Here is a 22,157-nt window from a genome sequence, read left to right as displayed (position 1 = left end):
CGGCACAATCTGTAACGCGCCCGCCCTGATGACGCTATTCCGTGGACGCTCGCTAGAGTAAATGAGTGCGTAATTACACTACTGAAGCCGAGCCCACCGCATTAGTGCGGCCATGGTTGGAACCCCTCCTGCCGGAGCTGATCGACTTCCGCCGGGATTTGCATGCGCACCCCGAGCTTTCCTTCAAGGAATTCCGCACCACGGACAAGCTGGTGGAGCGGCTCGAAGCAGCCGGACTGTCCCCGCGGCGGCTTGAAGGTACCGGCCTCACCGTCGACATCGGCGAGGGGCCCATCGCCACAGCGCTCCGCGGCGATATTGACGCCCTGCCAATCATCGAGGAAACGGGCCTGCCGTTTGCCTCCAAGAACCATGGCGTCACCCATGCGTGCGGACACGATGTCCACACTGCCACCATGCTCGGCGTTGCCCTGGTCCTCCAGAGCATGCATCAGGAGTCGCCGCTGGGCGGTTCCGTTCGGATCATCTTCCAGCCGGCCGAGGAAACCATGCCGGGCGGCGCGCTTTCCTGCATCGAGCAGGGCGTCCTGGAGGGTGTGCCGCGCATATTTGCGCTGCACTGTGACCCGAGGATCGACGTCGGACGCATCGGTACGCGCATCGGCGCAATTACGTCCGCTTCGGACACCATCAAGATCGAGCTGAGCGGCCGCGGCGGCCATACGTCCCGCCCGCACCTTACCGAGGACCTGGTCTTCGCCCTGGCGCAGATCGCGGTCAACGTTCCGGCCGTGCTTTCACGCCGGGTGGATGTCCGCAGCGGAGTATCCGTGGTCTGGGGCCAGATCAACGCCGGATCGGCACCCAATGCCATCCCGGGCACCGGTTACATGTCAGGCACCATGCGCTGCCTCGACCGCGATGCCTGGCATGACGCCGGCGAGCTCCTGGATGAAGTCGTGCAGCAGGTGGCCGCGCCCTATGGAGTGGAGGTCCATCTGGAACACACCAGGGGTGTCCCGCCGGTGGTGAACTCTGAGGACGAGACAGCGCTGATCGAGGCTGCGGCCCGCGCTGAAATCGGTGAGGGCGCCGTGGTGCTGACGCCGCAGTCCATGGGTGGTGAGGATTTCGCCTGGTTCCTGGCTGAACGTCCCGGCGCGATGATGCGCCTGGGCACCAAAACCCCGGGCGGCGAAGAGTATGACCTGCACCGCGGTGACTACATCCTGGACGAACGTGCCCTGGGCCTGGGTATCCAGGTCCTCACCGCGGCAGCCCTCCGGACCATCCGCGACCTTTAGCCCCCGCACCGCGCCCCTGACCTGGCGCGAACGGACACTTAAGCCTCCAATACGCGCTTTTTTTAATGAGGTAAGTTGTGCACAATTGAATTGTGGACTATCGTCTTAGGTGTGAGTGAAGCCCCCCGCCTCGACCGCCAGGTGTGTTTTGCCCTGTACTCCGCGTCCCGCGCGGCAACAGCGGTCTACCGCCCCGTCCTGGAAGACCTCGGCCTGACGTACCCGCAGTATCTGGTGATGCTGGTCCTATGGGAATCGGAGCCGAAGGGCGTCAAGGAGCTCGGCGAGGAGCTGGGTCTTGACTCAGGCACGCTGTCGCCGCTGCTCAAGCGACTCGAGGCCATGGGGCTCGTGGAGCGCCGCCGGTCCGGGGAGGACGAGCGCCGCGTGGCAGTACATCTGACCCCGGCCGGACGCTCGCTCAGCAGCAAAGCCAACGCGATTCCACGGCACCTGGCGGACGCCGCCGGTTTGTCGGCCGATGAGCTGGAACAGCTTCGCACCACTCTGGAAAGGCTCACCGAAGCCCTTCACCGCGCGCACTGAGCCGCAAGATTTTCGAGTTTCACATCCAACAGGACGGACCGTATATGAAGACTCTCTACACTGCCGAGGCCCTGGCTTCAGGCGAGGGCCGCGACGGCAACGCGCGCACCAAGGATGGGAAGCTGGAGGTCAGTCTTGCCAGTCCCGTGGAGCTTGGCGGTGATGGCCTGGGCACAAACCCGGAGCAGCTGTTTGCCGCCGGCTACGCCGCGTGCTTCCACTCGGCACTCCGCCTTGTCGGGCGCAAGGAACGTGCCGACCTCACCGACTCGGCGGTGGCCGCCAAGATCCACTTCGGCGCCCTGGACGACGGCATAGGTTACGGCCTCGCGGCCGAACTCGAAATCGCCGTCCCGGCCCTGGACCTCGCCACCGCCGAGTCCCTGGTAGCCAAAGCCCACCAGATCTGCCCCTATTCCAACGCCACCCGCGGAAACATGACCGTGGACATCAAGATCCTGGAGTTCGCAGCATGAGCCTGACAACTGCACTGCCCACGTCCACCCGTGAAATCCGCCTGGCCTCACGTCCGGTAGGGCGTCCCGTCAGTGAGAACTTCCAGCTGGCAGAGTCACCGCTGCCGGCGCTTCAGGACGGCCAGATCCTGGTCCGCAACCTCTACATCTCCGTGGACCCCTACATGCGCGGCCGCATGAATGACGTCAAGTCGTACTCCGCGCCGTTCGCGCTGGATACAGCGCTCGACGGCGGCGCAATCGGTGAGGTCATCGCGTCCCGGGCCGAGGGGCGAAAGGTGGGGGACGCCGTCGTACATCAACTTGGCTGGCGGGAATTCGCGGTCCTGGAAGCAGGGGCAACCTCGATTGCCCGCAGGGACCTTGCTCCAGCGTCGGCGTACCTTGGCGCGCTGGGCATGACAGGGCTGACGGCCTACACCGGGCTGCTCAAAGTGGCCGAGTTCAAACCCGGCGATGCCGTATTTGTATCCGGTGCTGCAGGCGCCGTGGGCTCGCTTGTTGGCCAGATCGCCAAGGCGATGGGCGCTTCGAGGGTCATCGGCAGCGCAGGAACCCCGGAGAAGGTGGCCCGGCTCCTGGAACTGGGCTTCGACGCCGCGTTCAACTACAACGACGGGCCGGTGCGCGAACAGCTTGCGCAGGCCGCAGGACCCGTAGGGATTGATGTGTATTTCGATAACGTGGGCGGCGAGCACCTGGAAGCCGCCCTGACTGTCCTTAACGTGGACGGCCGCGTGGCCATGTGCGGCGCCATCGCCCAGTACAACTCCACCGAACCCACACCGGCCCCGCGGAACCTCATGCTCGCCATTGGCAAGCAGCTCACCCTGCGCGGGTTCCTGGTCAGTGGACAGCGCCAGCACAGTGCTGAATTCTTCGGGAAAATGTCAGCCTGGCTTGCGGACGGTTCAGTCCAGTACGACGAGACTGTGGTGGATGGACTGGAGAATGCGCCCCAGGCCTTCATGGATCTGCTCGAGGGCGCGAACACCGGCAAGATGCTGGTGCGCGTCTAAGCTCCCCACCAGTGCGAACGGACACTTGGGACCCCTCCCGGCGGGTCCCAAGTGTCCGTTCGTACTTAACCAAAGGGGTCCGGCCAAGACGCCTTCTACTGGTTGGTAACAAGTTCTCAACAATCTTCAGGATCCTGCTCCAATGGGGTAGCGGATGTGTCGCGGCCCACTAATGTTGCTGCTATCAGTGCGCTTCGGCGCAGTGCTGCGAAGCCCTCAGTGAAAACAGAATTTCAGTGTAGAAACGGACACTCATTGAATTCGAGTCGTAGCGCCACTCTCTCCTGGAGGAAAATTGAAGAACACACTGCGCGCTAAATTCAAACGCGGTTCAATGGTCGGCGTAGCCTCAGTGGGTGCCACGGCGCTTCTGCTGACTGGCTGCGGCGCGGCCCCCGAGGCCGGAAGCACCGCCACCGCCACGGCCAGTGACTACACCGGCTGCATCGTCTCTGACTCCGGCGGATTCGATGACCAGTCATTCAACCAGTCCTCTTATGAGGGCCTGAAGAAGGCTGAGGCCGACCTGGGCATCAAGGTCAACCAGGTCGAGTCCAAGACCAATAACGACTTCGAACCAAACCTCCGTGCCATGGTTGCCGCAAACTGCGACCTCACCCTGACCGTCGGCTTCCTGCTGGGTGACGCCACCAAGACCCAGGCCGCGGCAAACCCGGACAGCCACTTTGCCATCATCGACTTCGCCTACGACCCGCCCATCAGCAACGTCAAGCCCATCATCTACGACACCGCCCAGGCTGCCTTCCTCGCCGGATACCTCGCCGCAGGCACCACCAAGACCGGAACTGTTGCCACCTTCGGCGGCATCAAGATCCCCACGGTAACCATCTTCATGGACGGCTACGCCGACGGCGTGAAGTACTACAACGAGAAGAAGGGCACCAGCGTCAAGGTCCTTGGCTGGGACAAGACCGCACAAGACGGCAGCTTTACCGGTGACTTCGAAAAGCAGGACGTCGGCAAGCAGCTCACACGGAACTTCCTGGACCAGGGAGCGGACATTGTGATGCCCGTAGCCGGTCCGGTGGGCAAGGGCGCCGGCGCCGCGCTGAACGAAGCGAAGACGGCCGGCAAGGACGTCAAGATGATCTGGGTCGACTCCGATGGATTCCTGACTGCACCGGAATACAAGGACATCATGCTGTCCTCGGTCATGAAGCTCATGGGTGAGGCGGTTGAGACCGTCGTGAAGGAAGACAAGGACGGGAAGTTCACCAACACGCCGTACGTTGGCACTCTGGCTAACGGCGGCGTCCAGCTGGCACCGTTCCACAGCTTCGACTCCCAGGTTTCTGCCGATCTGAAGGCGGAGCTGGACCAGCTCAAAAAGGACATCGTCGACGGGAAGCTGAAGATCGAGTCAGCGGCAAGTCCCAAGGCATAGTCATCCTCGCCAAGCGCCACCCCCGGGTTGGTCATCGACCGCCCGGGAGGTGGCGCTTTGCGTTGGAATGCTTGCCTCAGCGCTGCCGCCCGCCGGGGCCGCAGGCACTAGGCTGTTGCTGCAGCCTCATATCCCGTCCGGTTCGTGTACGGACGCTTCGAGATTGGTCAGAGTTTTGAAACTTGAACTCAGAGGGATCACCAAACGCTTCGGCTCCCTGCTCGCCAACGATCACATTGACGTGGTGGTTGAACCCGGACAGATCCACTGTCTGCTGGGCGAGAACGGGGCCGGCAAGTCCACCCTGATGAATGTGCTGTACGGGCTCTACGAGCCTTCCGAAGGTGAGATCCTCATCGATGACAAACCCGTTTCCTTCCGCGGGCCAGGCGACGCCATGGCGGCCGGGATCGGCATGGTCCACCAGCACTTCATGCTGGTCCCTGTTTTCACCGTTGCGGAGAACGTGGCTCTCGGGGCCGAGACCACCAACGCCGGCGGTTTCCTCGACCTGGAGGATACCCGCCGCAAGATCAAACAGATTTCTGACCGCTACGGGTTCGACGTCGATCCGGACGCGCTGGTGGAGGACCTCCCCGTGGGCGTCCAGCAGCGCGTGGAAATCATCAAGGCATTGGTCCGCGACGCCAAGGTACTGATCCTGGATGAGCCCACTGCTGTGCTGACGCCCCAGGAAACAGATGAACTCCTGGACATCATGCGCCAGCTTAAGTCCAACGGAACCTCACTTGTCTTCATTTCGCACAAGCTGCGCGAAGTGAAGGCTGTCTCGGACACCATCACTGTGATCCGGCGCGGCAAGGTAGTGGGTTCCGCCGCTCCCGGCGACTCCACAGCGGAGCTGGCCTCCATGATGGTGGGACGTGCCGTCAGCCTCACGCTCGACAAAGCCCCCGCCAACCCCAAAGAGAAGACCTTCCAGGTCAAGGACCTCACGGTCATAGCTCCGAACGGGCAGCACACTGTGGACGGCATCAGCTTCGACATTGCGCGCGGAGAGATCCTGGCCGTCGCGGGCGTCCAGGGCAACGGCCAGACGGAACTGACCGAAGCCATCCTTGGACTGCAGGAGCGCGTGCAGGGCTCCGTCCTGCTGGACAACGTAGAACTCGTTGGGCGCAGCGTGAAGGACGTACTGAACGCCGGCGTCGGCTTCGTCCCGGAAGACCGGTCTGTTGATGGCCTCATCGGCACGTTCTCGATCGCCGAAAACCTGGTCCTTGACCGTTACGATCAGCCGCCGTTTGCCAAGGGCATCAGCATGAGCCCGGCGAAGGTCCTGGAGAACGCGAAGTCGCGGATCGATGAGTTCGACGTGCGGACGACGTCGGGCCTCCTGGCTGCCGGCACGCTGTCCGGCGGAAACCAGCAGAAAGTGGTCATGGCACGGGAGCTGTCCCGGCCGCTGCGCCTCTTCATCGCATCGCAGCCCACCCGGGGTGTAGACGTGGGGTCCATCGAGTTCCTGCACAAACGGATCGTCGCGGAACGGGACCAGGGCACGCCTGTCATGATCATCTCCACGGAACTGGATGAGGTCATGGAACTGGCTGACCGCATCGCTGTGCTCTACAAGGGCAAGCTCGTAGGAATCGTTCCCGCAGGAACCGGACGCGACGTCCTGGGCCTGATGATGGCGGGCATCTCACCGGAAGATGCCGCCAGCGCAGACAACACGAAGTCACCGACCGGCGCTGACACGCCATCCGCTGACCTTACTGACTCCGCGGCCGCAGAAAGCCGCGGAACCTCCCGCGCCGAAGGAGGCGATCATGCCTGAAGAGCATCCCCCTAAGCATGCAGACCAGCACCCTAAACCGGACGCGCCCACCCCGGCGGCCGGAGAAAACGCCGCCGGGGTGGCGGTGGACACGGCCGGCGGAGCCATCAGCCCTTCAGCCGTTCCTGCCAGCGCCCAAAGCGGAAAGCTGCCCGGGGGACCGGACACGCTGGTCCGGAAGATTTTCACCGGCAGCGGCATGGTCTCGGTCCTGGCGGTGCTGCTGGCCCTCGTCATCGGCGGGCTACTTATTGCCACCACGGACGCACGCGTCAGCGCCACCTCGGCCTACCTTTTCGCCCGGCCCACCGATTTCCTTTTTGCTGTCTGGGACGCTGCCACCCGGTCCTACGTGGCCTTGTTCCAAGGGTCCGTCTTCAACCCCAAGGGTTCGAACCTGGCCGTCCGGTTCGCGCCGCTGATGGACACCCTCACCATCGCCACGCCGCTCATCACGGCTGGCCTCGGCGTTGCGCTCGCATTCCGGGCAGGCCTGTTCAACATTGGTGCCCAAGGGCAGATCATTATGGCCGGCATCCTGGCGGCCTGGGTTGGTTTTGCCCTGCACCTTCCCCTGGGCCTGCACCTTTTGCTGGTGCTCGTTGCCGGCATCGTTGGTGGTGCGCTCTGGGGTGGCCTGGTAGGCCTTCTCAAAGCCCGGACCGGCGCCCACGAAGTCATCCTGACCATCATGTTCAACTACATCGCCCTCTACTTCCTGCGGTACCTGCTGAACACTCCGGCGTTCCAGCGCCCGGGGGAGTCCAACCCGATCTCGCCTATCCTGGATCCCACCGCGATCTACCCCCAGATTTTCGGCTCCCAGTACCGCCTGCACCTTGGGTTTGTCCTGGCCATCGCGGCCACCGTCCTGGTGTGGTGGCTGCTGAACCGTTCTACCGTCGGCTTTGAATTCCGGGCCGTCGGGGCCAACCCGAAGGCCGCGCTGACCGCGGGAATCAACGTCCCGCGGTCCACCATCCTGGTCATGGCAATAGCCGGTGCGCTCGCCGGAATGTCGGGCGTAGCCCAGGTGGCGGGCACGGAAAAGGTCCTTACCGATGGGGTGGCGGCGACGTACGGGTTTGACGCCATCACGGTGGCGCTGCTTGGACGTTCGACGCCGTGGGGCACCTTCGCTGCCGGCCTGCTGTTCGGTGCCTTCCGTGCCGGTGCCGTGCAGATGCAGATCCAGACCGGGACCCCCATCGACATTGTCCTGGTGGTCCAGTCGCTGATCGTCCTCTTTATCGCGGCACCTCCGTTGGTACGGGCAGTCTTCGGGCTGAACCCCCGACGCAAGAAACCGGCCAGGGCCGGAAAATCCCAGCAGGCAGCAACCACCGGAGGCGCAGCGTGAGCGCAACAGCAACATCGCCCGTGCCGGGACGCGGAACGCCCGGAACAGCGCCGGAGTCCAGCGACGCGCAGGCCGCGTCCGGCAAACCGGTGCTTTGGAAAACTCCAGTCCTGCTGTCGGGGCTGGGACTCGTGGCCTTCATTTTCTTCGGCCTGATGGGGTCAGCGCAGACCGCCAGGTTCGGAGTTTCCACCGGCGGGGATTTCTTCCAACTCCCTGCGCTGGAAGTTCCGGCGATGCCGGGCGGTATTGTCCTCTCGGTCCTTATGCTTGGGCTGGCGGCCTACGCCGTCTATCTGAAGACCAAGGCCCGGCCGGTCCCGGCCTGGCTGACCATCACCTTTACGGTGCTGTTCGTGGCAGCCTTCCTGATCTGGGTAGTTGGCGGTGCCCGGACGCCCAGCATTTCGCTGGCCGGGCTCATCGCCGGTTCGGTCACCCTGGCCGTCCCGCTGGTTTTCGGCTCGCTGTCCGGCGTATTGTGCGAACGCGTCGGGGTGGTCAACATCGCGATCGAAGGCCAACTCCTGGGCGGTGCCTTCACCGCGGCAATCGTGGCCAGCATTACACAGAACCCCTTCGTGGGGCTGCTCGCGGCTGCTGTGGCCGGCGCAGCGGTGTCCATGGTGCTCGCTGTGTTCAGCATCAAGTACCTGGTCAACCAGATTATCGTCGGCGTAGTACTCAACGTCCTGGTTTCCGGTGTCACGGGCTTCCTGTTCAGCACCGTTATGCAGGCGGATAAAGCCAGGTTCAACTCACCGCCCGGCCTGGACATCGTAGAGGTTCCCATTCTCTCCGGCATTCCGATCCTCGGTCCCATCCTGTTTAAGCAGTCGGTGGTGGGCTACCTGATGTACGTTGCCGTCATTGTCGTATGGGTTGGGCTGTTCAAAACCAGATGGGGCCTGCGGGTCCGGGCCGTGGGGGAACACCCGCAGGCCGCCGACACAATGGGCATTAATGTTAATGCGACGCGTTTTTGGAACGTCACGCTGGGGGGCGCCATCGCCGGTATCGGCGGTTCATTCTTCACGCTCGTGGCCATCGACAGCTTCACGAAGGAGATTTCCGGCGGACGAGGCTTCATTGCACTCGCCGCGCTGATTTTCGGACGCTGGAACCCTATAGGGGCCTTTTTCGCCGCCCTGTTGTTCGGCTTCGCAGACAACCTGCAGAGCATTGTGACTATCATCGGAACCCCGGTGCCGAGCCAGTTCATGGCCATGCTGCCCTACCTGGTGACAGTGCTGGCCGTGGCCGGGCTGGTGGGCCGGTCCAGGCCACCGGCGGCCAGCGGCATCCCGTACGTCAAAGGATGACGGCCATGGAACAGCATCGGGCTTCGCTCGGCGTCGATTGGCGGGCCCTCGAGGCGGCGGCCGTAGACGCCATGAAAAAGGCCTATGTCCCGTATTCGAAGTTTCCGGTGGGGGCCGCGGCCATCACGGAGGACGGCAGGCTGGTCAGCGGCTGCAACGTGGAGAACGCCAGCTACGGGCTCACCCTGTGCGCTGAATGCGCACTGGTGGGAAACCTGCACATGACCGGCGGTGGGCTGCTGCGCGCCTTCTACTGTGTGGACTCCGCCGGAAACGTCCTGATGCCGTGTGGCCGCTGCCGGCAACTTCTCTATGAATTCCGCGCCCCCGACATGGAGCTTATGACCACCCACGGCATCAAAACCATGGACCAGGTGCTGCCCGACGCCTTTGGTCCCCAAAACCTGGAGGACCCAAGGTGACACAGGCAACTGAGGCATTCGATGCCGTCGATATCATCCGCACCAAGCGGGACCGGGGCGTCCTCAGCCCGGAACAGATCGACTGGACCATCGACGCCTACACGCGCGGGGTCATCGCGGACGAACAGATGGCCGCGTTGAACATGGCCATCCTGCTCAACGGCATGGACCGTGCCGAAATTTCGCGCTGGACGGCCGCCATGATCGCCTCGGGGGAACGGATGGACTTCAGTGGCCTCCGGCGGCCCGACGGCGGCCTGAAACCCACTACCGACAAGCATTCCACCGGGGGAGTGGGAGACAAGATCACGCTTCCGCTGGCTCCCCTGGTGGCTGTGTTCGGCGTGGCCGTGCCGCAGCTGTCCGGCCGCGGCCTTGGCCACACCGGAGGCACCTTGGACAAGCTGGAGTCGATCCCCGGCTGGCGGGCGGCCCTCAGCAACGGCGAAATGATGACCCAGCTTCAGGACATCGGCGCCGTGATCTGCGCTGCCGGGGCGGGGCTGGCCCCCGCGGACAAGAAGCTCTACGCACTGCGTGACGTCACCGGCACGGTGGAGGCGATCCCGCTGATCGCCTCCTCGATCATGAGTAAGAAGATCGCCGAAGGCACGGCGTCCCTGGTTCTGGACGTCAAGGTGGGCAGCGGGGCGTTTATGAAGGACGAGGCCCGGGCACGCGAACTGGCCGAAACCATGGTGGCCCTTGGCAAGGACGCGGGCGTGAACACCGTGGCGTTGCTGACCAACATGAGCACCCCGCTCGGCCTCACCGCGGGCAACGCGATCGAAGTGGGCGAATCCGTGGAGGTCCTGGCTGGCGGCGGCCCGGAGGACGTCGTCGAACTCACCGTCCGGCTGGCCGAAGAGATGCTGGCCTGCGCCGGCGTCCATGACGCCGATCCGCGCGCCGCGTTGAATGATGGCCGCGCCATGGACGTCTGGAACCGGATGATCGAGGCGCAGGGCGGAGACCCGCGCGCCAAGCTGCCGGTCGCCAGGGAATCCGAGGTCATTTATGCCCCGGCCGATGGTGTCCTGGTTGAGCTCGATGCGCTGGCAGTGGGCGTTGCGGCATGGCGTCTCGGGGCGGGGCGCGCCCGCAAGGAGGACGCCGTCCAGGCAGGGGCCGGAATCCGCATGCACGCAAAGCCCGGTGCCATGGTCCGTGCCGGTGAGCCGCTCATGACGCTGCTCACGGACACGCCGGATAAGTTCGCCCGCGCCAAGGAAGCCCTTGAACGCGCCGTGACGATCGCCCCGGAAGGGGCACGCCCGGCGCAACAGCTCATCATCGACCGAATAGCATAGGACAATGCAGGCCATCAATGACTTTATCCTCACTGCCGCCGGGCAGCCGTGGGTTCTCCTCCTTGTGCTGGCCTGCTGCCTGATTGACGGGTTTTTCCCGCCGATCCCCAGCGAATCCGTGGTGGTGGGCCTGGCCGCAGTCGCCGCCACCGCGGACGTCCCCAATCCGTGGATGCTGATGGCCGTCGCGGCCCTGGGCGCCTTCTCAGGCGACAACATCGCCTACTTCATCGGGCGCCGGGTGGGTACCCGGCGCTGGCACTGGATGCGCGGACCGCGTATGCAAGGGGCGTTCCGCTGGGCAGGCGACGAGCTCAGGAAACGGCCGGCGTCGCTGATCCTCGTGGCGCGGTTCATTCCCATCGGCAGGGTTGCCGTCAATCTCACGGCCGGCGTGACCCGCTATCCGCACCGGCGTTTCGCTGGCCTGACGGTGCTTTCCGCCGCGCTCTGGGCCTCTTACTCCGTGGGTATCGGGCTGTTCTTCGGCCAGTGGTTTGAAAACAACCATCTGCTCGGCGCGGCCATCGCAATCGTCTGCGCTGTGGGCCTTGGAATCTTGGTGGATCTGATCATTAACCGCATCCGGGGAAAGGTTCCTGTGGTGGAGCGGCTGAAGGATCCGGAAGCCTAGGGTTTGCGGCGTCCGAGCGTAGCGGGCGACGTCCCGGGCATGGGACACTGAAGAGCGATTAACGTCACTTCCGGCTGCATCATTTCGTCTAGGAGCAAGACCCGCGTGGAGTTTATTAATGAGGCCGTGCTCCATGCAGCGGGCCAATGGTGGATCTACCCGGTCCTTCTTGTGTTCTTCTTCATTGACGGCTTCGCCATGGTGGTTCCCAGCGAGACCCTTATCGTGGCGCTGGCCGCGTTTTCCCGGCACAGCGGTGAACCGAATCTCTGGATTCTGGGCGCGACTGCTCTGATCGGTGCCATGGCCGGTGACAACATGGCCTTTATGCTTGGCCGCAGGATCGGCCTTGACCGCTGGAAGTGGATGCGCCGACCCAAGGTGCAGAAGGCCTTTGGCTGGGCACGGTATGAACTCGAAAAGCGCGGCGCCGTCCTGATTTTCACGGCGCGCTATATTCCCTGGGGCCGGGTGGCGGTTAACTATGTGGCCGGCAGTACCGGTTTTGCGCACCGCCGGTTCTTCCTGCTGGACGCTTTCGCCTGTTTCACCTGGGTAGGGTATTCCATCGGCATCGGGCTGCTGGCCAGTTCCTTCCCGTGGCTTCACGACAACCCACTGCTCAGCGCGGGCATTGCCGTGGTGTTCGCCATCGTCCTCGGCGTCCTGATCGACCACCTGCTGCGTTGGTGGCATAAGCGTCTGGCGCGCAATGACGCCGAAACCGTGGATGAATGGCTCGACGGCGGGCCGGAAGGCGCCCTGCCGGCGCACAAAGCGGCTGCCCCGATGGTGGCCCCGGCGCCGGCTGATGCGGAGCAACGCGGAAAGTAGCGGCTGGCATAAGGCGCCTGCCGACCCTAAGGTTGGAAGGTGACTGAGCCTATTGTTGACGCTGCCCCTGCCATCGATTTCGACCTGAAGAGCCTGCCTAAGGTTTCGCTCCACGACCATCTGGACGGTGGTCTCCGACCAGCCACCATCATCGAACTGGCCGAGGCCGTTGGCCACAGGCTGCCCTCCTCCGACCCTGTTGCCCTGGGCGAGTGGTTCCGCGAATCCGCGGACTCCGGCTCACTGGTGCGGTATCTGGAGACGTTCGACCATACAGTCGCCGTGATGCAGACGAAGGAAGGCCTCATCCGCGTCGCCAAGGAATTCGTCGAAGACCTCGCGGACGACGGAGTGGTGTACGGCGAAGTGCGCTGGGCGCCGGAGCAGCACCTCCAAGAGGGCCTGTCCCTGGACGAGGTTGTTGAAGCCGTCCAGGAAGGCCTCGAAGCCGGCGTGGACGCCGTGACCGAGAGCGGCCGCGAAATCCAGGTGGGTCAGCTGATCACAGCCATGCGCCACGCAGACCGTGGCCAGGAAATCGCCGAACTCGCTGTCCGCCACCGCAACAAGGGCGCTGTGGGCTTTGACATTGCCGGAGCCGAAGACGGCTTCCTCCCGTCCAGGTTCAAGGACGCCTTCACCTACCTCGCCCAGCACAACTTCCCCGCGACCGTGCACGCCGGCGAAGCCGCCGGGCTCGAAAGCATCCAGTCCGCCCTCGTTGACGGCCGGGCACTGCGGCTGGGCCATGGCGTCCGGATCGCCGAGGACATCATGGTGGAGTTCGACGACGAAGACGACGACAGGACGGAGAGCGACGAGGACAACATCGGCCTGGTCACCCTGGGCGACCTGTCCAGCTGGATCCGCGACCGCGGCATCGCCCTGGAAATCTGCCCGTCGTCGAACCTCCAGACCGGAGCGATCGCCGGTTTTGGCGAGGGCATCGAGAGCCACCCGCTGGACATGCTGTACCAGCTGGGCTTTAACGTCACCATCAACACCGACAACCGGCTGATGAGCGGTGTCACCCTGACAGACGAGTTCGAGCTCCTCGTGGAAACCTTCGACTACGACCTCGACGATCTGCTGGAGCTCACGCTTAACGCTGCCGAGGCATCCTTCCTGCCGCTTGAAGAGAAGGAAGCGTTGGTGGAATACATCAACGACGCCTACGACAACCTTGGCTGAGCAGGCTCCCATGGAACGGCTCCTGGATGGGCCCACGGCGGCAGGGGTCCCCGGGCGAGCCTGCGAGCTGGGGGAGCTGCTGGGGATCGTAGCCCAGCTGCGCGAGCACTGCCCGTGGATGGCCGCCCTTACACATGCCTCGCTGGTGGAGTACCTCCTGGAGGAGGCTTTCGAGGTTGCCGAGACCATCGAGACCGGCGCGGGTGACGCCGAGCTCCGCGGCGAACTGGGCGATGTGCTGCTTCAGGTGGTGCTGCACGCCCGGCTCGCCGAAGAGCGCGGCACATTCACGTTCGACGACGTCGCACGCGGGCTGAGTGCCAAAATGGTCCGCCGCAATCCGCATGTCTTCCGGCCCGACGGCACGCTGCAGGACAGTTTCCCTGCCTCGGTGGCGGAGATCGTCCGGAAGTGGGACGCCGTGAAGACCGCGGAACGTCCGGAGCGTACGGGGCCTTTTGAAGGGATCCCGGACGCACTGCCGGCCCTGGCGAAGGCGCAGAAGTTCCTTGACCGGGCCGAGCGGGCCGGATCTGTGGTTGAGCGATCGGGGAGGGAAACCCCGGAAGTGGAGACCGCAACGACGGAGGAGGAGCTCGGCGACCTGCTGCTCGCCGTCGTCGGCTCCGCACGTGCCAGCGGATTCGACGCCGAACGCGCCCTTCGTGGCGCCATCCGGCGGCAGTTCGTGGCACCATCATGACGTCCGGGTGATGGATAGAGTTCCGTAACCTGCACCACTCTCGACTAGGCTTGGTCCTGACGAGGACGTCCCAGATTTAACGCTTTTTCCAGCTGTTCGTTCCCCCAAAATCGCCCATAAGGAGCACATCCATGGCGCTTATCGATGCCATCCACGCCCGCGAAATCCTCGATTCCCGCGGAAACCCGACCGTAGAAGTTGAAGTACTGCTTTCCGACGGCCAGATCGGCCGCGCGGCAGTACCCTCCGGTGCCTCCACCGGCGAGCATGAAGCTGTTGAGCTCCGTGACGGAGATAAGGGACGTTACCTCGGCAAGGGTGTCCAGAAGGCCGTTGACGCTGTCATCGACCAGATCGCTCCGGCACTGACCGGCTTCGACGCCACCGACCAGCGCAGCATCGACCAGGCCATGATTGATCTGGACGGCACGCCCAACAAGGCCAAGCTCGGCGCCAACGCCATCCTGGGCGTTTCGCTGGCCGTTGCCAATGCAGCTGCCGCCTCCGCAGACCTGCCGCTGTACAAGTACCTGGGCGGCCCCAACGCGCACGTCCTGCCGGTTCCGCTGATGAACATTCTCAACGGTGGCTCCCACGCCGACTCCGACGTAGACATCCAGGAATTCATGATTGTCCCGATCGGCGCAGAGACCTTCTCCGAGGGCCTCCGCTGGGGCGTTGAGGTTTACCACAACCTCAAGTCCGTCCTGCAGGCAAAGGGCCTGTCCACCGGCCTCGGTGACGAAGGTGGCTTCGCGCCGAACCTGCCGTCCAACCGTGCCGCCCTGGACCTGATCCAGGAAGCCATCACCAACGCCGGCTACACCCCGGGTAAGGACATCGCCTTGGCGCTGGACGTCGCCTCCTCCGAGTTCTTCAAGGACGGCGCCTACCAGTTCGAAGGCAAGGCACTGTCCGCCACCGAGATGAGCGCCTACTACGCCGAGCTCGTGGCAGACTACCCGCTGGTTTCCATCGAGGATCCCCTGGATGAGAACGACTGGGACGGCTGGAAGACCCTCACCGACAGCATCGGTGACAAGGTCCAGCTCGTGGGCGATGACCTCTTCGTCACCAACCCGGCCATCCTGCAGCGCGGCATCGACACCAAGACCGCCAACTCGCTGCTGGTCAAGGTCAACCAGATCGGTTCACTGACCGAAACGCTGGACGCCGTCAGCCTGGCCCAGCGCGCCGGTTACACCACCATCACCTCGCACCGCTCCGGCGAGACCGAGGACACCACCATCGCCGACATCTCGGTGGCCACCAACGCCGGCCAGATCAAGACCGGCGCGCCGGCACGCTCCGAGCGCGTTGCCAAGTACAACCAGCTGCTGCGCATCGAAGAGGAACTCGACGACGCCGCACGCTACGCCGGCCGCAGCGCCTTCCCGCGTTTCAAGGGCTAGTAGCCGCGTAAACCTCTGACCGGTGGCTATGGTTGAAAGACCATAGCCACCGGTTTTTGTTTTAGCCGGCATTGATAGAGCCGGCATCAAGCGCAGAGATGCGGCCAGAGGCAGGCCGTACGTTTCAGGAGTGTCATGGCTACCCGCCGTCCCAAAGTTCCCAAGGCCGCTTCGAGGCATCAGGCCACAACGGACCCGGCCGCGGAAGCCGGCGGCGTCATCCGCGCCGATTTTGGCGCTACAGCCAGCGGCGCAAAGAGCGGGACCAAAGGCAAAACCGGCCAGGCGTTCAGCGCCCGAACGTCCGCATCGGACACCAGGCTCCCGGCCAGTAAAGGGCAGGGGAGCGGACACAGCCGTAACACCGCGGGCAAGACGCCGAAGCCCGACACCACGCACGATGACACCCAGCCGGTGCCCGCCAAGGCCTTCTCCGGCCGCATGCTGGCACTCGCTGTGGTTGTGATTGCCATCACCATCATGCTGGCGCCCACGGTGAAGATTTTCTTCGACAAACGCGCCGAACTCGCCGCCCTCAGCGCCGATATCGCCGCCCGCCAGACCGAGCAGGACGGCCTGCGGCAGCAGATCTCACGGTGGCAGGATCCGAACTACGTGAAACAGCAGGCCCGCGACCGCATTAACATGGTTATGCCGGGTGAATCCGGCTACTGGGTCTTCGGCACCGATCTGCCGGCCGGAACAAGCAGTAGCCTGACCGCCACAGCAGCACAAGACCCCGCCGATCTGCCGTGGGTGGATTCCCTGTGGGAGTCCATCAGGCGTGCAGCCACAGACTGAACAGCTAGAGGAAGGATGGCCCGCGCCAGTGGAAAAAAACACGGCGACTGCGCCGGAGAAGTCCCGCCAGCCATCAGCACATGATCTTGAAGTACTCAGCAGACAGTTGGGACGGCCCGTGCGCGATGTGGTGGAGATCCCGGCGCGCTGCGTCTGCGGCAACCCCCTCGTCGCTGCCACCGCGCCGCGGCTGAGCAACGGCACACCGTTTCCCACCACGTTCTATCTGACGCATCCCGTCATCACCTCCGCGGTTTCCCGGCTGGAAGCCGCCGGGCTGATGAACGACATGAACGAACGCCTGAACGACGAGGAGCCGCTTGCGGCCGCCTATCGTGCAGCGCACGAGGACTATCTCGGGGCCCGCGCGGCCATAGGTGAGCGTTCCGGCATCGGAGCCGTCCCGGAGATTGACGGCATCTCCGCCGGTGGCATGCCCACCCGGGTCAAATGCCTCCACGTCCTGGTGGGCCACTCACTCGCGGCAGGGCCCGGCGTGAATCCGCTGGGAGATGAGGCCATTGCCGGAATCAGCGAATGGTGGACGGCGGACCGCTGCTATTGCGACGGCGCCTGGGACACCGCAGGGGAGGCCCCGTCAAAGGATCTCAGCCGGCACGGACCCCAGGGCCTGCCGGAAATCGTGGGCCGGCCCGCTCCGGTCCGCAACACCGCAGCCACTGACGAGGCAGGGGCATGACCCGCGTCGCCGCCATCGACTGCGGCACGAACTCGCTCCGCCTGCTCATCGCCGGCATCGACCGCAGCAACGGCACAACGACGCTCACCGACGTCGTCCGGGACATGCGGGTTGTCCGGCTGGGCCAGGGCGTGGACGCCACCGGCGAACTCGCCCCTGAAGCGTTGGAGCGAACCTTCGCGGCCACCGCGGATTACGCCGCAATGATCCGCGAACACGGTGCGGAGTCCATCCGTTTTGTAGCAACGTCGGCCAGCCGGGACGCGCGCAACCGCCAGGTTTTTGTCGACGGGATCCGGGACCTGCTGGGCGTTGAGCCTGAGGTCATCTCGGGTGATGAAGAAGCTGCCCTGTCCTTCGCCGGGGCCAGCAGCGTCCTGCCCATCCTTGACGGCGAGCACGTGCTGGTAGTTGACCTCGGCGGCGGAAGCACCGAGTTCGTCCTCGGCACCGCCGGCGGAGTCACGGCCGCGAAGTCCGTGGATGTCGGCTGCGTCCGGCTGACCGAACGGCACCTGAAGAACGATCCGCCCACGGCGGAACAGATCGCCGCCGCGGAAGCCGACGTCGACGCCGCCATCACCCTGGCGGGGCTGGACGTTCCCCTGGAACGCGCCACCGCCGTCGTCGGGGTGGCCGGCTCGATCACCACCATCACCGCCCACGCCCTGCGGCTGCCGGCGTATTCGCCGGCGGCCATCCACGGGACGGAACTGTCCATCGGCAGCCTTACCGAAGCCGCCACCGACCTCCTGCACATGACCAGGGGAGAACGGGCCGGCCTGGCGTACATGCACCCCGGCCGCGTTGACGTTATGGGCGCCGGCGGACTGGTGTGGCGGCGCATCCTCGAGCGGCTGAATGAACTCACCGCCGGCCGGATCGTGACGGCCACGGCCAGCGAACACGATATTCTTGACGGAATTGCCCTGAGCCTCCAGTAACCAGGCCATCAGCCAACCAAGCATGGGAAACCCATATGACCAGAGCAAACGCACGGTTCCGCCGGGCCGCGTCAGCTCTCCTGGCGATAACCCTTGCCGGCGCCAGCCTGGCCGCCGGACTGACTTTTGCGCCTGCGGCCAGGGCCGACGCTGAACGGGACAAAGAGTACTGGCTTGGCGAATCCGGAATCACGAAGGCCTGGGAGGTTTCCGAGGGTGCCGGTGTGAAAATCGCGGTGATCGACAGCGGTGTGGACGCCCAGCACCCGGACCTGAAGGGCGCCGTCACCGGAGGCTTCGACGTGTCCGGGGCAGGCAGCCCCAACGGCCAGAAAAGCCTGGGCGTAAAGCCTGAACACGGGACGCTGGTCGCCACCATACTGGCCGGCCGCGGACACCAGCCGGCAGGCGCCACCGCATCGCCCAGTCCAGGCCCAGCTGCCACCGCCGGGCCGGACGGCATGATTGGGGTGGCTCCTGAAGCTGAGATCCTGTCCGTCTCAACGTGGCTCGGATCGACCAACCCCGCGGGCAAGAGCGATCAGGACCAGATCCCGGAAGCGGTCCGTTGGGCCGTGGACAACGGGGCCAAAGTCATCAACATTTCGCTGGGCAGCACCACGCCGCAGTGGCCCCAGAGCTGGGATGCTGCCTTCCTCTATGCCGAACAGAAGGATGTGGTCATCGTGGCCGCCGCCGGAAACCGGATAGGCGGCAACCTTCAGGTGGGTGCGCCGGCCACCATCCCCGGCGTCCTCACGGTTGCCGGCCTGGACCGCAAGGGCATGGCGAGCGTCGACTCGTCTTCCCAGGGGATCAGCATCGGCGTGGCGGCCCCGGCTGAAAACCTGCTGGGCGGGCTGCCCGGCGGTGGTTATGCGGAATGGGCGGGAACTTCCGGAGCTGCCCCGATCGTTGCCGGCGTGGCAGCACTCATCCGTTCCAAGTGGCCCGAGATGAGCGCCAAACAGGTCATCAACCGGATCGTCAGCACGGCCAAGGACGCCGGTCCTGCCGGAAAAGACCCGCTGTACGGCTTTGGCGTGCTGAACGCCGAGGCCGCCCTAAAGGACTCCGTACCGGAAGCCGCCACCAACCCGCTCGGTTCCATCTCGGACTGGATCAGGGTACACCGGCGCGGCAACCTGGGTGCACCGGCGCCGGTGCCCACAGACGAAGTGGCCAGTGCCGTTCCCACCCTGCCCGAGCCCACTGTACCCGCGGCGGAGGCGCCCTCACAGCGTGACAGCGCCGTTGGCGCCGCCGTCGTGGTCGGTTCAGTGGCACTATTTCTGGCGATCATCGCTGCGGCCGTCGTACAGCTGCGCCGGGCGGCCCGAAACCCAGGAACGGCGCTCGAAGAACCGGACACCGGAGCCTTCCAAACCGTTGATTCGGGCGGCAAAACGTAGTTAGTGAAGATTTTCACAAACTGCTGTATCCTTAAATCATGGCAACCACCCCAGAGCTCCAGGACCGTCCCAGGGTACTCGTCGTCGGCGGCGGATACGTCGGCCTGTACGTAGCACTCAAACTGCAGAAGAAGATCGCGAATGCCGGTGGCATCGTCACCCTCGTGGATCCACTGCCCTACATGACTTATCAGCCCTTCCTGCCCGAAGTGGCCGGCGGCAACATCGAGGCCCGCCACGCAGTGGTCTCGCACCGCCAGCACCTGAAGCAGACTGAACTCATCCAGGGCAGCGTCACCTCGATCGACCACGCCAACCGCACCGCCGTCGTGGCGCCCGCGGATGGCGGAGAACACATCGAGATCCCCTACTTCGACATCGTGGTGGCTGCAGGCGCCATCACCCGCACCTTCCCGATCAAGGGCCTGGCGGATAAGGGCATTGGCCTGAAGACCATCGAAGAGGCTGTGGCCCTTCGCAACAAGGTGTTGGAGCGTATCGAAGCCGCGTCCACCATCGCGGATCCGGCTGCCCGCGCCAAGGCACTGACCTTCGTGGTCGTTGGTGGCGGCTTCGCCGGCATCGAGTGCATCACCGAAATGGAAGACCTGGCCCGCGCCGCGGTCAAGAACAACCCCCGCATCCGTCAGGAAGAAGTGCGCTTCGTCCTGGTTGAAGCCATGGGCCGCATCATGCCCGAGGTCACTGCGCCGCAGGCCGAGTGGGTTGTGGAGCATCTCCGCAGCCGCGGCATCGAGGTCCTGCTGAACACCTCCCTGGACAGCGCTGAGGGCTCCCTGAAGCTCATCAACCTCCCGGACAAGTCCCTGGCCCAGGAATTCGAAGCCGACACGCTCGTCTGGACTGCCGGCGTGCAGGCCAACCCGATGATCCGCTCCTCCGACTTCCCGCTGGAACCGCGCGGCCGCGTCCGTGTCCTGCCGGACCTCCGCATCGCTGGCGATGAAGGCATCATCGACAACGCCTGGGCCGCCGGTGACATCGCCGCAGTGCCGGACCTCACGGGTAGCGGACTGCCGGACGGCACCTGCGTCCCGAACGCCCAGCACGCACTGCGCCAGGCCAAGCGCCTCGCCAAGAACCTGTGGGCTTCGCGCTGGGACAAGCCGCTGAAGGACTACAAGCACAAGAACCTGGGTGCTGTGGCTGGTTTCGGCGAGTGGAAGGGTGTTGCGAACATCAACCTCGTGGGCCGCATAGGCCTCAAGGGCCCGCTCGCCTGGCTGGCCCACCGCGGCTACCACGGCATGGCCATGCCCACCATGGAGCGCAAGGTCCGAGTCATCATGGGTTGGATCCTCGCGTTCTTTATGGGCCGCGACACCACCCAGCTGATCGACCTCGATAACCCGCGCGGTGCCTTCCTGGCCGCCGCCACACCGGCTCCCAAGCCGGCTGCAGCTGCGCCTGCTCCGGCGGCGAGCACGCCGGACGCATCCGCAGTGGCGGCAAAGCCGGGCTCTGCGGAGGCCACCAGCGTGGACCCCAAACAGTCGGTCACCGCGGACGCCAAGTAACACTGGCATCCTGACGCAGCATTTGTAACGCCCGACGGCGGCTGTCCCCTTAAGGGGGATGGCCGCTGTTTTGTGTATCCCGCCGAATGTCCCTTCTAGACTGGCACCATGACTGGCGAAAAGAACCTCCAGACCCTGCTGGCAACACTGAAACCGGTACTGCGGGAGGGGGAGTACGTCTACGTCCTGTGGCCGCATGGCAGGCCACTTGAGCCCGGAATCGAAGCTGCCGTGCGCGAGGCCGAGGGCCTGACGGTGGTTCTGCCCCGGGAAAGGGCGGACAGCCTGGGGCTGCACTACGACTTTGTGGCCGCGTGGATCACCCTCGAAGTACACTCCGCGCTGGAAGCTGTCGGCCTGACCGCAGCCGTCGGGAAAGCCCTGACCGACGCCAGGATCAGCTGCAACGTGCTGGCCGGCTTCCACCATGACCACCTGTTGGTGCCGGTGGCGGACGCGCCACGCGCCGTCGAATTACTCGCTGAGCTGTCGGCGGCCAGCAGGCACGTGCCGCGGCCCGCGCTGCTCCTCCGAAACGAGACGGCTGCGGACAGGGACAAGATCCTCGCGTTGACGGCCGATGCCTTCGCGGTCTCCCCCATCACAGGCCTGCTGGTGGACGGGGAGCCTGAGGAGGTAGAGATGCTCCGCCAGCTCTTCGACTGCGAGGAGTACCTGCCCGGGTTCAGCGTGGTGGCCGTGATCGACGACGAAATAGTCGGCCATGTGATCAGCACGCGCGGGTGGGTGGGCGACTACGGGTTGCTTGGGCTCGGGCCCATCGGGGTGACTCCCAGGCTGCAGCGCCATGGGATCGGCAGCGCCCTCATGAATGACACCATCGCGCGGGCCAACACAGCAGGGGAGGGCGGGATTGCGTTGCTGGGCAGCACCGACTACTACCCGCGGTTCGGCTTTGTCCCGGCCGCGTCCTTCGGCGTGCTGCCGCCCGACGAGGCCTGGGGTGACCACTTCCAGCTGCTCCCATTGGCAGTCTGGCCCGGCGGGGTCCACGGAACGTTCCGGTACGCCGCGCCGCTTGCGGGCAAATGACGGGATACC

21 protein-coding genes are annotated in these 22,157 nt (G+C 64.7%); all 21 read left to right on the top strand.

Annotation, left to right across the window (positions count from 1 at the left end):
• Positions 1 to 65 precede the first annotated feature (65 nt).
• The 21 genes from DAD99_RS03070 to DAD99_RS02970 all read left to right on the top strand — a co-directional run bounded on the left by DAD99_RS03070 (position 66) and on the right by DAD99_RS02970 (position 22,148).
• Positions 66 to 1,265: an amidohydrolase gene (locus DAD99_RS03070; RefSeq protein WP_193340279.1), complete on the top strand. Its 1,200-nt coding sequence runs from the start codon at positions 66 to 68 to the stop codon at positions 1,263 to 1,265.
• 111 nt (positions 1,266 to 1,376) lie between these two features.
• Positions 1,377 to 1,811, top strand: a complete 435-nt coding sequence (locus DAD99_RS03065) for a MarR family winged helix-turn-helix transcriptional regulator (protein ID WP_193340278.1) — start codon at positions 1,377 to 1,379, stop codon at positions 1,809 to 1,811.
• A gap of 44 nt (positions 1,812 to 1,855) precedes the next feature.
• Complete coding sequence (locus DAD99_RS03060; protein ID WP_185262910.1) at positions 1,856 to 2,287, top strand: organic hydroperoxide resistance protein; 432 nt, start codon at positions 1,856 to 1,858, stop codon at positions 2,285 to 2,287.
• Positions 2,284 to 3,306 (top strand): NADP-dependent oxidoreductase, encoded by a 1,023-nt coding sequence (locus DAD99_RS03055; RefSeq protein ID WP_193340277.1) that lies wholly within the window; start codon positions 2,284 to 2,286, stop codon positions 3,304 to 3,306. Before DAD99_RS03060 ends, DAD99_RS03055 begins: the two co-directional genes overlap by 4 nt.
• Before the next feature lie 334 nt (positions 3,307 to 3,640).
• Positions 3,641 to 4,711, top strand: coding sequence for a BMP family protein (locus DAD99_RS03050; RefSeq protein WP_193340276.1), 1,071 nt, complete (start codon positions 3,641 to 3,643; stop codon positions 4,709 to 4,711).
• A 175-nt stretch (positions 4,712 to 4,886) separates the two neighbouring features.
• The gene (locus DAD99_RS03045) at positions 4,887 to 6,512 is read left to right on the top strand and encodes an ABC transporter ATP-binding protein (RefSeq protein WP_193340275.1); all 1,626 of its coding nucleotides are present in this window, start codon (positions 4,887 to 4,889) and stop codon (positions 6,510 to 6,512) included.
• Positions 6,505 to 7,872: an ABC transporter permease gene (locus tag DAD99_RS03040; protein WP_185262914.1), complete on the top strand. Its 1,368-nt coding sequence runs from the start codon at positions 6,505 to 6,507 to the stop codon at positions 7,870 to 7,872. Before DAD99_RS03045 ends, DAD99_RS03040 begins: the two co-directional genes overlap by 8 nt.
• Positions 7,869 to 9,194 (top strand): ABC transporter permease, encoded by a 1,326-nt coding sequence (locus DAD99_RS03035; protein WP_193340274.1) that lies wholly within the window; start codon positions 7,869 to 7,871, stop codon positions 9,192 to 9,194. The genes DAD99_RS03040 and DAD99_RS03035 overlap by 4 nt, the downstream gene beginning before the upstream one ends.
• 5 nt (positions 9,195 to 9,199) lie before the next feature.
• Positions 9,200 to 9,616: a cytidine deaminase gene (locus tag DAD99_RS03030; protein ID WP_185262916.1), complete on the top strand. Its 417-nt coding sequence runs from the start codon at positions 9,200 to 9,202 to the stop codon at positions 9,614 to 9,616.
• Entirely contained in the window at positions 9,613 to 10,926 is a 1,314-nt protein-coding gene (locus tag DAD99_RS03025) for a thymidine phosphorylase (protein ID WP_193340273.1), read from the top strand. The genes DAD99_RS03030 and DAD99_RS03025 overlap by 4 nt, the downstream gene beginning before the upstream one ends.
• Before the next feature lie 4 nt (positions 10,927 to 10,930).
• Positions 10,931 to 11,560: a DedA family protein gene (locus DAD99_RS03020; RefSeq protein WP_193340272.1), complete on the top strand. Its 630-nt coding sequence runs from the start codon at positions 10,931 to 10,933 to the stop codon at positions 11,558 to 11,560.
• Between the two features lie 105 nt (positions 11,561 to 11,665).
• Entirely contained in the window at positions 11,666 to 12,394 is a 729-nt protein-coding gene (locus DAD99_RS03015; protein WP_193340271.1) for a DedA family protein, read from the top strand.
• Positions 12,395 to 12,433: 39 nt separating this feature from the next.
• The gene (locus DAD99_RS03010) at positions 12,434 to 13,585 is read left to right on the top strand and encodes an adenosine deaminase (protein ID WP_193340270.1); all 1,152 of its coding nucleotides are present in this window, start codon (positions 12,434 to 12,436) and stop codon (positions 13,583 to 13,585) included.
• A 118-nt stretch (positions 13,586 to 13,703) separates the two neighbouring features.
• Positions 13,704 to 14,288, top strand: a complete 585-nt coding sequence (locus tag DAD99_RS03005) for a MazG nucleotide pyrophosphohydrolase domain-containing protein (RefSeq protein ID WP_185263682.1) — start codon at positions 13,704 to 13,706, stop codon at positions 14,286 to 14,288.
• A 131-nt stretch (positions 14,289 to 14,419) separates the two neighbouring features.
• Entirely contained in the window at positions 14,420 to 15,700 is a 1,281-nt protein-coding gene (gene eno, locus DAD99_RS03000; protein ID WP_056343550.1) for a phosphopyruvate hydratase, read from the top strand.
• A gap of 135 nt (positions 15,701 to 15,835) precedes the next feature.
• Positions 15,836 to 16,501: a septum formation initiator family protein gene (locus DAD99_RS02995; RefSeq protein WP_193340269.1), complete on the top strand. Its 666-nt coding sequence runs from the start codon at positions 15,836 to 15,838 to the stop codon at positions 16,499 to 16,501.
• Between the two features lie 28 nt (positions 16,502 to 16,529).
• Positions 16,530 to 17,201, top strand: a complete 672-nt coding sequence (locus DAD99_RS02990; protein WP_185262923.1) for a DUF501 domain-containing protein — start codon at positions 16,530 to 16,532, stop codon at positions 17,199 to 17,201.
• Entirely contained in the window at positions 17,198 to 18,145 is a 948-nt protein-coding gene (locus tag DAD99_RS02985) for a Ppx/GppA phosphatase family protein (RefSeq protein WP_193340268.1), read from the top strand. Before DAD99_RS02990 ends, DAD99_RS02985 begins: the two co-directional genes overlap by 4 nt.
• Before the next feature lie 35 nt (positions 18,146 to 18,180).
• Positions 18,181 to 19,557 (top strand): S8 family serine peptidase, encoded by a 1,377-nt coding sequence (locus DAD99_RS02980; RefSeq protein ID WP_193340267.1) that lies wholly within the window; start codon positions 18,181 to 18,183, stop codon positions 19,555 to 19,557.
• Between the two features lie 38 nt (positions 19,558 to 19,595).
• Positions 19,596 to 21,095 carry an NAD(P)/FAD-dependent oxidoreductase gene (locus tag DAD99_RS02975; RefSeq protein ID WP_193340266.1) on the top strand — a complete coding sequence of 500 codons (1,500 nt, stop codon included), beginning with the start codon at positions 19,596 to 19,598 and terminating at the stop codon, positions 21,093 to 21,095.
• 108 nt (positions 21,096 to 21,203) lie between these two features.
• Positions 21,204 to 22,148 (top strand): N-acetyltransferase, encoded by a 945-nt coding sequence (locus DAD99_RS02970; RefSeq protein WP_193340265.1) that lies wholly within the window; start codon positions 21,204 to 21,206, stop codon positions 22,146 to 22,148.
• The last annotated feature ends 9 nt before the right edge of the window (positions 22,149 to 22,157 follow it).

This window comes from Pseudarthrobacter sp. AB1 (assembly GCF_014926485.1).
Lineage (GTDB): Bacteria > Actinomycetota > Actinomycetes > Actinomycetales > Micrococcaceae > Arthrobacter.
The sequence above is the reverse complement of the archived record's forward strand: the minus strand, read 5'-3'. Positions and strand labels throughout refer to the sequence as shown.

Coding starts and splice junctions, on each gene's coding strand:
- DAD99_RS03060 (WP_185262910.1), top strand. CDS start 1,856: ATGAAGACTCTCTACACTGCCGAGGCCCTGGCTTCAGGCGAGGGCCGC.
- DAD99_RS03055 (WP_193340277.1), top strand. CDS start 2,284: ATGAGCCTGACAACTGCACTGCCCACGTCCACCCGTGAAATCCGCCTG.
- DAD99_RS03050 (WP_193340276.1), top strand. CDS start 3,641: ATGGTCGGCGTAGCCTCAGTGGGTGCCACGGCGCTTCTGCTGACTGGC.
- DAD99_RS03040 (WP_185262914.1), top strand. CDS start 6,505: ATGCCTGAAGAGCATCCCCCTAAGCATGCAGACCAGCACCCTAAACCG.
- DAD99_RS03030 (WP_185262916.1), top strand. CDS start 9,200: ATGGAACAGCATCGGGCTTCGCTCGGCGTCGATTGGCGGGCCCTCGAG.
- DAD99_RS03020 (WP_193340272.1), top strand. CDS start 10,931: ATGCAGGCCATCAATGACTTTATCCTCACTGCCGCCGGGCAGCCGTGG.
- DAD99_RS03005 (WP_185263682.1), top strand. CDS start 13,704: ATGGCCGCCCTTACACATGCCTCGCTGGTGGAGTACCTCCTGGAGGAG.
- eno (WP_056343550.1), top strand. CDS start 14,420: ATGGCGCTTATCGATGCCATCCACGCCCGCGAAATCCTCGATTCCCGC.
- DAD99_RS02995 (WP_193340269.1), top strand. CDS start 15,836: ATGGCTACCCGCCGTCCCAAAGTTCCCAAGGCCGCTTCGAGGCATCAG.
- DAD99_RS02985 (WP_193340268.1), top strand. CDS start 17,198: ATGACCCGCGTCGCCGCCATCGACTGCGGCACGAACTCGCTCCGCCTG.
- DAD99_RS02980 (WP_193340267.1), top strand. CDS start 18,181: ATGACCAGAGCAAACGCACGGTTCCGCCGGGCCGCGTCAGCTCTCCTG.
- DAD99_RS02975 (WP_193340266.1), top strand. CDS start 19,596: ATGGCAACCACCCCAGAGCTCCAGGACCGTCCCAGGGTACTCGTCGTC.
- DAD99_RS02970 (WP_193340265.1), top strand. CDS start 21,204: ATGACTGGCGAAAAGAACCTCCAGACCCTGCTGGCAACACTGAAACCG.